We start from the raw sequence: 10,922 nt of genomic DNA, 5'->3' as shown, positions 1-10,922 counted from the left end.
GGGCCTGTTTCCCTCTCGTGGGGGTGGGCGGGCGTTTGTGTGTTGCCTGTCCAGATTTCCGCCGCTCGCGCCAGGAGGTCTTCCGATTCGTCGCGGACAGTGTCTGAGAGAGCACCGAGCATGCCCCACAGCTTGGTGGTTTTGGAGAAGCTGGACGTGACCTCTGATACCTCGGGGACGCCGTTGAGGTGCCGGTCGGTGAACTCGCGGAGCACTGTGATGAGGTCCCGGGCAGCCACGGTTGAGGGGTGCTCGTTTGCGCTGGAGCCCGCAGAAATCGGCTCCCATGAGCTTGGGTCTGTTTCATCCCAGCCGGAGTCTTCCCTGTTGGATCGGCGTGTCGAAGCGGATCGAGCAAGGGTGGGGTCGTGCCTGGGTGGCGTACGTACTGGGTGCCACCGGCTTCCCGCGCAGGGCCCTGCCGTAGGGCCTGCGCGGAACGCAGCACCGAAGGACAACGCAATCACTGCCGGGTGAAGTGCCACATCTGCGAAGTAGTCGGGGAGTTGGGGTTGGGCAGTTCACGCAGCGGTGCGTAGTTGTCGTCTCCGAACAGGCCGGTGACAGCAACGTCCTCGTTCAGGAAGGGCGACAGAACCCATCGTGCAGGGCTTTCGTCGGTGGACCTGAGGATCCACCATTGGGACTTGTTCGTCGTGCACGCAGCCAGGTACACCGAGCCCCCCGGCTCTCCGGCCCTGGCATCGGCGCAATTCCCGGTACGGGCGCTCTTCCAGTGGAAGGTTCCGGGACGCCCGTTCACCTGCTCGAACTGGAATGTGCGCGGGAAGGGATGGTCTTGCCGGTAGTAGACCTGAAGGAAGGTGCCGGCGTTGCCGACCGTGTCGTCAGGGACCAGGTAGTTGGTGTGGGCGTCGTTGGTGATGACAACAGGCCCGGAGGGGACGGGGGCGGCGGTGGGTACGGCTTGGGCGGACCCTGTCAGGACTGCGACGGAAAAGATGGCGGCCGCGGCAGCGGCCCAGCGACGGATAGTCATACGGGCGATCTTGACGGGCCAGATTTGTGCCAAACCGTTTTTCCGGGAGATGACCACCCGATCGAGGAGAACCAGCTATCCGGGGTGGACCGGAGCCGCTGTCCGGCTCGGAGCTCTCCACGGCGGACGGAGTGCTGGTACTGACCCAACCTGACAAGCAGGTTGCCACCGCGGCCTGGAAGAAGACATATGGACGCCACCCGCTGAAGGGGCTTCGTCGACCCCAGAGCCGGTGGTCGCCCGGCTGCGACCTGGTAACACGGGCAGCACAACACGCCACCGACCGAAGCGACAGTCTCTGTGCACTCTCTGATTCACGCGGGGCGCACGCCCCCTTACTCCTATTGGGTGACCAATTCGAGGCGATGATTGCGGCAAGATCGAAGTGAAGTGATCTTGCCGCACGAGTCCTTCTCATTCATGCCCATCGAGCAGCCCGCACGATGGGCCTCCCTCTGCGAGAGCGGCGATCCAGGGTCTTCTCGCGCAGCACGAAGGGGCGCCCCCTGGGCGGGAGCGCGTCTGTGCGCAGGTCACCCATTGCATGGTCAATTGGATGAAACCGAGGAGTATTGATATGGCGTTGACATCGGCAACGGTTGCGGCTGAGTTGGAGGCTGCGAGCAAGGTCGGGGATCCCGCGGCTGACACGCTGGTGACCGACCTCCTCGAGAACAGGGAGGTCGACGGGATCAACGCCCTGTTCCGGACGATCGGAACGCTCAAGCCCGACACGGATATGTCACGGCTTCCCGATCGGCTGGCCCAGTTCCTGCGGGAGGCAGCTACCCCGCCGCCGGATTGGAGCGAGGTAGAAGTCAAGGCCGCCGAGGGCTTCTTCGGCCACCACCACGGCACCGCCTCGATGCTGCAGGGCACCGTCGGCCTCATCGGCACCTACCTCGCACCCACCGGGGCATTCACCCTGCGCTCCACCGGTCGCCTCGGAGGTGTCGAGGGACCGGGCCGGAGGCTGTCGCAGTCCTCTCGCCTGTTCATCGACATGGGCAACAAGAACGCCATGCGCGACGGAACCCTGGCCGCCACCGTCACGAAGGTGCGCCTCGTGCACGCCTCGGTACGCCAACTGCACAAGCAGAGCGGCCAGTGGGACTACGACCAGTGGGGCGAGCCGGTCTCTCAGAAGTACACCACCGGCGCCGCCTGCGTCTTCAGCACCCAGATCCTGCAGGGCATGAGGAACCTCGGCATCGATGTCTCCGCCGACGACGCCCGCGGCTTCATGTGCGCCTGGCACTACGTCAACCACTACCTTGGCACGCCGGAGAAATGGCAGCTGCCCAAGGATGCCGACGAAGCCGAACGGCTGTGGAACCAAGAGCGGGACAAGGAATGGAAGAAGACCGACGACGGCGTCTTCATGACCGCCCAAGCCATCAAGTTCTACCGCGACCTTCTGAAGCCGGGGGCCAGTGATGCCTACATCGCGCTGACCCGCGTAGCGCTCACCGACAAGTACGCAGACATGGCCGACTTGCCCAAGAGCCCCCTTGATCTCGTGGGCAAGCCGCTCGCAGCGGGCCACGGCCTCGTCAGCGGAACGGCCGGCGGTCTCTTCGGCGGAGCCACCCAGCGAACCGTCGGCGTCAACCCCTACAAGGACCTCCTGGGAGTCGCCTCGAAGGCCTTCAACGAGATCGAGCAGTACGCACTCACCCACGACCAGGACGACCAGCCCCAGATGCACCAGGAACTCAACGACAACCGCTGACCACCGGTTACACGGCCTAGCGGAGCCGCCAAGCTCACCGGAGCACCGCGCGCTTGGCGGCTGCAGCTTCTCACACAGGCTAAGGGCGGAGGCAACTGAATCCTCTGCCCCAGTTCAGCTCAACACGCTGAACTTGACAGAGAAGTCCCAGTCATCGTGCTCGGGTGACCGGTCAGTCGTTGAACCAGGATGGTTAGTGGACAGGGAGTCAACGAACGCACGGTAGCGCCGGGCCGCTGTGGCCGCTTCGGGGTCATCTGAGCCGAGGACCTTGACCCCTGATGTTGGACACACGGGACACTGGATCCTGAGGATCTGAGAACGGACATCTCGTGGTCATGAAGAACTATCCGCCGGAGTTCAAGGCGGACGCGGTCGCGTTGTACGAGTCGCGGCCGGAGGCGACGATCAGGTCGGTCGCCGCCGATCTGGGGATCAATCCGGAGACTCTGCCGGAACTGGGTGAGGGCGGCCGGGGTGAGCCGTCCCCGGGGGCGGCGGACGCAGGAACTGTCCCAGCCGCCGGCCCCGCTGGAGGCGGAGAACGCCGCCCTGCGGAAGAAGATCCGCGAGCTGGAGGAGGAACGCGAGATCCTGCGCAAAGCGGCGAAGTATTTCGCCGGGGAGACGCGCTGGTGAACCGCTTCCAGTGTGTCGCCGACCTCCAGCGCCGCTACGGCGTGAAGCGGCTCTGCAGCATCCTCGGCGTCAGCCGCTCGAGCTTCTACTATTGGCGCCGGACAGCCGCGGACCGGGCCGCCCGGCAGGCGGCCGACCAGTGCGAGAAGGATGGGACGGTCGGGCTTCGCGAGCCGGAGCCGTCGAGGGAGCAGAGGGACGTCGTCGCCGAAGCAGTTGACCTCTGTCCTTCGGGAGCCATCAGCTTCCAGTTCCGCCCCCTGAGCGGGGGCGCTTCGTAGACTCTGTGCCCCCTGGGTCCGGAAGATGGCCGCTCACCGTCCTTGCCGGCCCCTGCCGGGGCAGTCGGCGGTGTGTGCCGGATGGGGTGGCCCCGTCGATGGACGTCCTTCGGTCAGGCGCTCTGCCACCACCGGCGGGGCCAGGCCGGTTCGCAGGCACATCGTCTCGGGGCAGGGCTCGCCGAGACGGTCCTGGCGGCCGGGATACTGGGCCGAGACGACGTTCACCCAGTCGACGACGGCACGTAGGCGCCGGTCCTCGGCGTGGTCCGTGCCGTTGAGGGTGAAGTGGCGCAGCGGCAAGGACCGGGCCTCGATGCGGTTGAGCCGGGCGCGGGGTCGGCGGGCAGGCATCTCGACGTTGTTCGCCAAGGGGCCAGGTGCTGACGCACCGGCACTTCTTCGTGGTCAGGTACGGCCGATGTCAGCACCTGTCAGGTGGCCCGCACCGCGGGCAGTGAACTCGCTCCCGCCGGCGGCGACCGCGCTTCCGATCCTGGCCGCGACCTCCGGGTGGGTGAGGTACTCCCCGATGTCGTGCGCCCGGTCGCGGGCGTTGGTGACGGCCAGCTCGGTCAGTTCACCCTTCCAGTCGTCTCCGAGCGGGCATCCGATCGCGACGCCGTCGGTCGGGCACCAGGCGTTCACCCAAGCGGCCACCCGTTCGGGGCGCTTGGCTCCGCCGGTGAGGAGCCGGCGGTACACCGCGTCCAGTCCGAGCGGGCTGCCCGCGGTGACGAGCAGGCGGATGTCCGGTCCCGGTGCGAGTCGGTCGATGAGGTCCATGCCGACCACGGTGCCAAGGCTGTGCGTCACCAGGAGGAGCTCGCCCGAGGTGGGCATCGTGGCGAGCACGGTGTCCAGAACCGTTTCCCGGACGCTCGGCTCCGTGAGGTAGGCGGCGACATCGCGGAGGGTCGTGGCGATGAACCACTCGTCCACGTCGGTTTTGGCGGCCAGCCAGCTCAGCTGCCGCTGCAGGGCCCCGACTGCAGCGCTTCCGAATGCTTCGGTGGCCCGAAGGTCCTCCCGCGGCATCCCCGCGCTCCCTGCGGCTTCGGCGACGAGTTCCTCGTACGTGCTCCTGGCCGGACCGGCGGGCGCACACGTCTCCGCCGCCCGGCCGGCCGCCCTCTCCTCGAACGAGCGAGGGACGGATTCGTGCTGCTCGACGGCCTGTATGAGTTCGTTGCCGTAGTACGGGAACCACACGTCGGCCGGGTCGACCGTTTGCATCCCGGCGCAGGTGAGCCCGTGGTTGAGGCCTGCGGACCAGCACCGGCGGAGCACCTGGGGGTCTTTTTCCTGCTGGCTTCTGCCGTGCAGGAAGACGAGATGCCGGTCACCGCCGAATGCCGTTTCCCTGGCACGGAGTCCGACGTGACCGACAGCGGCTTCGCGCGCGGGTGGCGCCGTGGACGCGCCGTCGGGACCGGGCAACGACACCCCCGGCAGCGAGCGCGGTGCCGTTGGCACCCCCTGAAGACCGGCTTCCGGGCCCATCTCGCTCAGCAGTGGGTGAAGCTGAGGCATGGCGCCGGGCTGCAACGAGGCGAGGTGTCGGAGGATGGAGCTGGTGCGTGCGCCTTCGTTCGCCACCCAGGAGATGGCGTCGTCGCCGTCGCCGGGCTGCCACACTGCGCCGTCCTTGCGAAGGGTGCGGCCCTGTGCGTCCTTCTCCGGTACCCCGCTGTGGTGCAGCGCCACTACTTCCCACTGGTCGTTGTAGACCGGCGAACCCGAGTTTCCCTGCTGGGTGTCGGCCCTGTACTGGAGGAAGTCGTCCAGCCGGACCAGTAGCGCGTTGTCGCGGACGGTGATCTCCTTGAGCCGGCCCATGGGGTGCCCGATGACGTTCACGGGTTCGCCGACGACCAGCTTGCCGAGCTGGGCGCTGAGCCTGTTCCAGCCGAACACCTCCCCCGGCCGCCGGCCGTCGGCGAGGGGCTGTACCAGCACCAGTGCGAAGTCGAGCCGCTCGTCCGCGACGAAGAAGGAGCCGGGATCGAGCTCCATCCGGACGGGCACCGCGGGAGCGTTGTCGATCGTGACGTGGGCGTCGAACTCGACGACGCATTGCTGGGCGGCCGTCTCGTCGGGCAGCACATGGTGATTGGTCATCAGTAGCTGAGGTGAAACCATGAACCCTGTGCCGGCAGGCAGCTCGCGGCCGTTCTCCCGGATCGAGATCCGCGCCACGGTGCGTGCCGCCCGGGCACCGCGGGGCAGGAAGCTCCATGCCTGCAACTCTTTGGAGAGGCCGAGGATGCGTTCGTTCGCGGCGGGAGCGTCCAGCGGTTCCTCGCGGACGCTCTCCACCGCCGCCGCGGTAGGTACCTCCTGCCGGTCGAGCAGACGCGCCGCGCGGGCGGCGATGGCCGCGGGGGAGTCCGGAAACCGCACCCCGGCCTTCAGCTGCCTCTCGATGTGCTGCCGCTCGGCGCTCGTGCTGCGGTACCGCTCGGCGGCGGCATCGGCCTGCTCCAGCCGTTCTGAGCGGAAGTCGGCTGTGATCGCCATGGAAGTCCCACCGTCCTCGTCCCGTGTTGCACCTGCTGTGCGGTCAGGAGATTCGCCAGGCCAAGGCGTACGGCTGGGCGAACTGGGTGATCCTGTGGGCGCGGACTACGACCTCGGCGTCACCGGGGGGAACGCCCTCCCAGCTGACCTGCTCGACATTGTTGACGCGGTCGAACCCGCCCTCCGCGCCCATGTTGCCGTGGTGTTCCCGGCCGTCCGCGCGGACGATCAGGTCCAGGTCGTTCTGCAGGGCCGTGCCGGGCGGGTCCGTCCAGACCAGGGTGATCTTCAGGGTGTGGCCCGTTCCCTGCGGCACCGCGGCGTCGATGTCGTCGTGGAGGACGACGTCGACCGTGTGTGTGCCGGGTTCCGTGCTCTCGAGGGGATGAGCCAGGGTGGCCATGGCCGGCCGGAGCCGGGACGAGCGCAGCGACGGTGCGATCTTGAAGCCCGTGAGGTAGACATCGGCCCATGCCACGAAGGGAAGCGCGCGCAGTGCCTCCAGGTCCGAGGACCGGTAGCCGCAGAGATACGTGCTCTCCGGAACGTATTCATGTACCACCACCCCGAGCTCCGCCATCTGTTGCCTTTCCCCGGCGGTGGGCACGTGCGTGGCCTGCACGAGCAGGTAATCGGACTGGGAACCTTCCTCCGACACCAGCGACACACTGGCGAGTTCGGCGGACTGGACCAGCGGATCCATACTCACGCCGCTTATGGTGATCCGGGCCATGAGGGGCTCCTAGGTGGATTGAAGCGATCTGCTTTCAGGAAGCGATCTGGTCTCAGGGCCAGACGCCGGAGAAATCGATCTCGCCGACCCGATCCGGGTGGTCTATCAGTGGGTTCCGATTGCCCTGGATCTCCGCTATGGCGGCATTGCGGTGCAGTTCGTACTCACTCACCGGCTCGCTGTCGTGCCAGGCCAGGAGGACGGGCAGCCGGCTCTTGGGCAACTCGCGCTCGGCGTCGCCGAGCGGTCCTCCACGGCTCACCGCCCGGAGGGTGGCCGCTCGGTCCGGTGGGGATGACCATCGCCCGGAGCGGGGGGCGGCAGAACAGGGTGTGGCCCGAGCCGTGCACGGGCCGATCCCACGGGCGCCTGCAGCACCGTAGGGATGCTTGTCGGCCGCCTCGACGGATCCTCCCCGGAGCCGTCGCTGCGCCCTTGGCTGTTCCCTATTCGATGCTCGCAGGTCTGCCGGATGTGCGCAAAAGGGAGGGTACGCGGTTCGGGGGCAGGAGCGGCTGACGTATTACGCCAACACCGTTCTGTGACCGGGCGCTTGATGCTCAGGCGGGCCACCGCAGGGGGCCCGGGGTGTCGTCTGCCGGTGCGGTCGGACCGGGTGGGCGGAGGCCGCCTCATGAGCGGCCTCCGTCGGTCCGTGTTACCTGTCGTCCCGGCCCTCGATCGCGGCGGGACGCATCTGGGCCTCGCGGACGCGTGCCACGTCCAGCTTGGTGCCGCGGTCGAAGCGGTAGATGCCGTTCTGCTCCTGGAAGACATCGGTCAGCTGCGTGTAGCAGTAGCCGAACATGGCGGGATCCTGGAGCAGCACCCCCGTCAGGCCGCTGAAGCGAGCGTGGAACTCCTCCTCGTTGCGCACCCGTTCGCCGTAGCCCCAGGAGACGGTCCGGTCCTCGCCGGACTGTGCGGCGGCGGCCTCCGGGTCCCACCAGATGCCGCCGAACTCACTCACGAAGTACGGCTGCCCCCGGTAGGGCTGGGAGTAGGCGGCCCCGTTCTCGTAGGTGTTGACGAACGGCTCGCCCTTGGCCAGGCCTGCCATCTGCTGCCGGAAGGCCTCCGGGTCCTGCTCGTAGCTGTGGGAGTCGTAGATGTCCGTCTCCATGACCCGGTGCGCGTAGCCGGATGCGTCGATCACCGGCCGTGTGGTGTCCAGGGCCTTGGTGGCCAGGAACATGGCGCGGGTGACGTCGTCGAGTCCGGTGATGCGGTCGTGCAGCTTCTGGTACGTCTCGTTGAGCGGGCACCAGCCGACGATTGAAGGGTGCGAGTAGTCCCGTTCCACTGCTTCGAGCCACTGGCTGACGTATGAGGAGTCGGGCTGCTGGTTGTTCCCCGACGATCCGCCCGTCTCGCAGCCCCAGTCGCCGAACTCGCCCCATACCAGGTAGCCGAGGCGGTCCGCGTGGTAGAGGAAGCGCTCCTCGAAGACCTTCTGGTGGAGCCGGGCGCCGTTGAAACCGGCGTCCATGGCGATCTCGATGTCCCGGACCAGCGCCTCGTCGGTGGGTGCGGTCATCAGGCCGTCGGGGTACCAGCCCTGGTCGAGTACGAGCCGCTGGAAGAGCGGCCGTCCGTTGAGGGTGACCGCCTTGCCCCGCAGGCCGACCGAGCGCAGCCCGGCGTAACTGTCCACCGAGTCGAGTACCACCCCCCGCTCGTCGACCAGTTCGAACCGCAGGTCGTACAGGTGCGGGTCGTCGGGACCCCACTCGCGCTTCCTTTCGTCCGGAACCGGAAGGTGGAGACGGGGAGCGAGGTCGAGGTCGGCGCGTGCCTCCGCCCGGCACACCTCGCCGTCCCCGTCGCCGAGGACGGCGCGTACCCGGTGGCCCGGCCGGTTCCCGGACAGCGGGAGCTCCAGGTGGAAGGCGGAGCCGGCCAGATCCGGGGTGATCCGCGGGCGCCGCAGGTGCGCCTCGTGGACGGGCTCCAGCCATACGGTCTGCCAGATGCCGGTGACGCGTGTGTAGTTGCAGTCGTGGTTGGCGTACTGGATGGCCTGCTTGCCGCGTGCCTGCGGGCCCGAGCGGGGGTCACGGGCCCGGACGGTGACGGTGACGTCCCGCCCTGAGCCGGCGATGTCGCCGAGGTCGGCGGTGAACGGGGTGAATCCGCCGCGATGGCGCGCCACCTCGGTGCCGTCCGTCCAGACGGTCGTGTCGTGGTCGACCGCTCCGAAGTGCAGCAGGACCCGCCGCCCGGCCCAGGCGGCCGGCAGGGTGAGGACACGCCGGTACCAGACGGCTTCGAGGAAGTCGGTGTCGCCGACCCCGGACAGCTCGGACTCCGGAGGGAAGGGGACGAGGATCTGCCCGTCCAGTTCACGGGTGAGGAGACCGCGCTCGAGACCGCTGTCCCCCCGGTCGGTCTCGAACTGCCAGAGGCCGTTCAGGTTGAGCCAGTCGCGACGGACGAACTGCGGTCGCGGGTACTCCGGGCGCGGTACGGAGGGAGTGGGCACACATGCTCCAGTGAGTCGTCGGGCCGCCGGTGAACAGCGGGTCCCGGGTGGTACGGAGGGTGGAAGGAGGGGGTGGTCAGGTGCCGCCGAGGCCGGTGGTGGCCACCGAGCTGACGATGCGGCGCTGGAAGAGGAGGAACACCAGGACCAGCGGCAGCGCCGCGAGCAGAGCCGAGGCCATGGCCTGGGCGTACTGGATACCGAAGGCGTCCTTGACCGTGGCGAGTCCGACGGGGAGCGTCATCAGGCTCGGATCGTTGGTGACGATGAAAGGCCACATGAAGTTGTTCCACGCACCGATGAACACGAAGATGGCGACGGCTGCCACGATCGGCCGGGACAGCGGCAGCACGACCGACAGGAAGACCCGTACCTCGGACGCGCCGTCGAGCCGGGCGGCGTCCTCCAGCTCCCTGGGAACGGCGTCGAAGAACCTCTTGAGGATGAACACCATCATGGGCGCCACCACTTGCGGCAGGATCATCGCCGCGTAGGTGTCCACCAGGTTGAACATCAGCATCTGCTCGAACAGCGGCACGACGAGCAGCTGCGGCGGGACCATGACGGCGGCGACGGTGACGGCGAGCAGGGCGCGGCGGCCCCGGAAGGTGCCCCGCGAGAAGCCGTAGGCCGCCAGCGTGGAGATCACGACGGTGATCAGCGTGACCAGTCCGGCCACCAGGAAGCTGTTGGCCGCCCAGACCGTGACGTTCCCGCGTTCCAGGATCTGCTGGTACGACTCCAGGGTGAAGGCGCCCTTGAAGGGCGAGAGACCCGGCTCGGCGACGTCCCGCTCGCTCTGGACGGAGGTGGTCACCGCCCATAGGAACGGCAGCAGCCAGACGGCGGCCAGCACGGTCAGCGCGGTGCCGGCCAGGACACGGGGCAGCCGGCCGTGGCCGAGGAGCAGCGGGGAGCCGGCCTGCTCCCGGGGCGGGCGGCGCCGGGTCCGCACGGTGGTCGTGGTGGTGGACATCGGTCAGTCCTCCTGGCGGAAGAGGCGGAGCTGTGCGAGCGAGACGACGATGACGAGGGCGAAGAAGACGTAGGAGACGGCGGAGGCGTAGCCCAGCCTGTAACCCGTGAACCCGACGTCGTAGACGTATTCGAGGAGAGGGCGGGTGGAACCGTTGGGGCCGCCCTTGGTGAGGATGTAGATCTGGTCGAACACCTTCAGCGACGCGAGGATCTGGAGCATGACGACCAGGACGGTGGTCCTGCGCAGCTGCGGGAGGGTGACGGACCACAGGCGCCGCCACGCCCCCGCGCCGTCGAGCGCGGCGGCCTCGTNNACCGTGAGCGCGGCGACCGACCACATCGCGACGGCCTCGTCGGACAGCCAGCCGACGGGTTCTAGGCCGAGCGTGCCGAGCAGTTCGTTGCCGAGGCCGACGTCCGGCTGGTAGAGCCAGGTCCATATGAGGGTCACCACGGTGACCGGCAGCAGGTAGGGCACGAAGAAGGACAGCCGCCACACCCACTGACCAGCCAGTCCGCTGTGCACCAGGAGCGCCATGGCGAGCGCGATCAGCACC

General features: G+C 68.0%; 12 protein-coding genes and 2 pseudogenes. 4 read left to right on the top strand and 10 right to left on the bottom strand.

Annotation, left to right across the window (positions count from 1 at the left end):
* Positions 1 to 239, bottom strand: a 239-nt coding sequence (locus tag BFF76_RS32760; protein WP_141695665.1) for a hypothetical protein, incomplete at its 3' end; no start/stop codon positions are given.
* A 224-nt stretch (positions 240 to 463) separates the two neighbouring features.
* Positions 464 to 1,000: an RICIN domain-containing protein gene (locus BFF76_RS26735; RefSeq protein WP_065849223.1), complete on the bottom strand. Its 537-nt coding sequence runs from the start codon at positions 998 to 1,000 to the stop codon at positions 464 to 466.
* Positions 1,001 to 1,577: 577 nt separating this feature from the next.
* Here BFF76_RS26735 and BFF76_RS26730 point away from each other — a divergent pair.
* The 4 genes and pseudogenes from BFF76_RS26730 (at position 1,578) to BFF76_RS31765 (ending at position 3,652) form a co-directional block, all read left to right on the top strand.
* The gene (locus BFF76_RS26730; protein ID WP_244167348.1) at positions 1,578 to 2,732 is read left to right on the top strand and encodes an oxygenase MpaB family protein; all 1,155 of its coding nucleotides are present in this window, start codon (positions 1,578 to 1,580) and stop codon (positions 2,730 to 2,732) included.
* A gap of 338 nt (positions 2,733 to 3,070) precedes the next feature.
* A pseudogene (locus BFF76_RS34755) lies at positions 3,071 to 3,136 on the top strand (hypothetical protein); the annotation flags it as partial.
* 73 nt (positions 3,137 to 3,209) lie between these two features.
* Entirely contained in the window at positions 3,210 to 3,371 is a 162-nt protein-coding gene (locus BFF76_RS33095; RefSeq protein ID WP_167359529.1) for a hypothetical protein, read from the top strand.
* A complete protein-coding gene (locus tag BFF76_RS31765) occupies positions 3,368 to 3,652 on the top strand; it encodes a ferredoxin (protein WP_053930020.1) in 285 nt (94 codons plus the stop codon). Before BFF76_RS33095 ends, BFF76_RS31765 begins: the two co-directional genes overlap by 4 nt.
* A 33-nt stretch (positions 3,653 to 3,685) precedes the next feature.
* Here the strand turns inward: BFF76_RS31765 and BFF76_RS26715 are convergent, their stop codons facing one another.
* The 8 genes and pseudogenes from BFF76_RS26715 to BFF76_RS34095 form a co-directional block, all read right to left on the bottom strand.
* Positions 3,686 to 4,006: a hypothetical protein gene (locus BFF76_RS26715; RefSeq protein ID WP_141695664.1), complete on the bottom strand. Its 321-nt coding sequence runs from the start codon at positions 4,004 to 4,006 to the stop codon at positions 3,686 to 3,688.
* A 54-nt stretch (positions 4,007 to 4,060) separates the two neighbouring features.
* On the bottom strand, positions 4,061 to 6,172 hold the full coding sequence (locus tag BFF76_RS26710; RefSeq protein ID WP_065849221.1) for a trypsin-like serine peptidase: 2,112 nt from the start codon (positions 6,170 to 6,172) through the stop codon (positions 4,061 to 4,063).
* Between the two features lie 43 nt (positions 6,173 to 6,215).
* A complete protein-coding gene (locus BFF76_RS33380; RefSeq protein WP_208604883.1) occupies positions 6,216 to 6,881 on the bottom strand; it encodes a hypothetical protein in 666 nt (221 codons plus the stop codon).
* A gap of 76 nt (positions 6,882 to 6,957) precedes the next feature.
* The gene (locus tag BFF76_RS34105) at positions 6,958 to 7,167 is read right to left on the bottom strand and encodes an endonuclease (protein WP_065849219.1); all 210 of its coding nucleotides are present in this window, start codon (positions 7,165 to 7,167) and stop codon (positions 6,958 to 6,960) included.
* A gap of 396 nt (positions 7,168 to 7,563) precedes the next feature.
* Positions 7,564 to 9,387, bottom strand: coding sequence for a glycoside hydrolase family 2 protein (locus BFF76_RS26695; RefSeq protein ID WP_065849218.1), 1,824 nt, complete (start codon positions 9,385 to 9,387; stop codon positions 7,564 to 7,566).
* A gap of 76 nt (positions 9,388 to 9,463) precedes the next feature.
* On the bottom strand, positions 9,464 to 10,363 hold the full coding sequence (locus BFF76_RS26690; protein ID WP_065849217.1) for a carbohydrate ABC transporter permease: 900 nt from the start codon (positions 10,361 to 10,363) through the stop codon (positions 9,464 to 9,466).
* 3 nt (positions 10,364 to 10,366) lie between these two features.
* Positions 10,367 to 10,677: pseudogene (locus BFF76_RS34100) on the bottom strand (carbohydrate ABC transporter permease); the annotation flags it as partial.
* Positions 10,678 to 10,679: 2 nt separating this feature from the next.
* Positions 10,680 to 10,922, bottom strand: a 243-nt coding sequence (locus BFF76_RS34095; protein ID WP_420877227.1) for a carbohydrate ABC transporter permease, incomplete at both ends; no start/stop codon positions are given.

The sequence above is a fragment of the Streptomyces mutomycini genome, assembly GCF_001700505.1.
GTDB lineage: Bacteria > Actinomycetota > Actinomycetes > Streptomycetales > Streptomycetaceae > Streptomyces > Streptomyces mutomycini.
The sequence above is the reverse complement of the archived record's forward strand: the minus strand, read 5'-3'. Positions and strand labels throughout refer to the sequence as shown.

Coding starts and splice junctions, on each gene's coding strand:
- BFF76_RS26730 (WP_244167348.1), top strand. CDS start 1,578: ATGGCGTTGACATCGGCAACGGTTGCGGCTGAGTTGGAGGCTGCGAGC.
- BFF76_RS26715 (WP_141695664.1), bottom strand. CDS start 4,006: ATGCCTGCCCGCCGACCCCGCGCCCGGCTCAACCGCATCGAGGCCCGG.
- BFF76_RS26690 (WP_065849217.1), bottom strand. CDS start 10,363: ATGTCCACCACCACGACCACCGTGCGGACCCGGCGCCGCCCGCCCCGG.
- BFF76_RS26735 (WP_065849223.1), bottom strand. CDS start 1,000: ATGACTATCCGTCGCTGGGCCGCTGCCGCGGCCGCCATCTTTTCCGTC.
- BFF76_RS26710 (WP_065849221.1), bottom strand. CDS start 6,172: ATGGCGATCACAGCCGACTTCCGCTCAGAACGGCTGGAGCAGGCCGAT.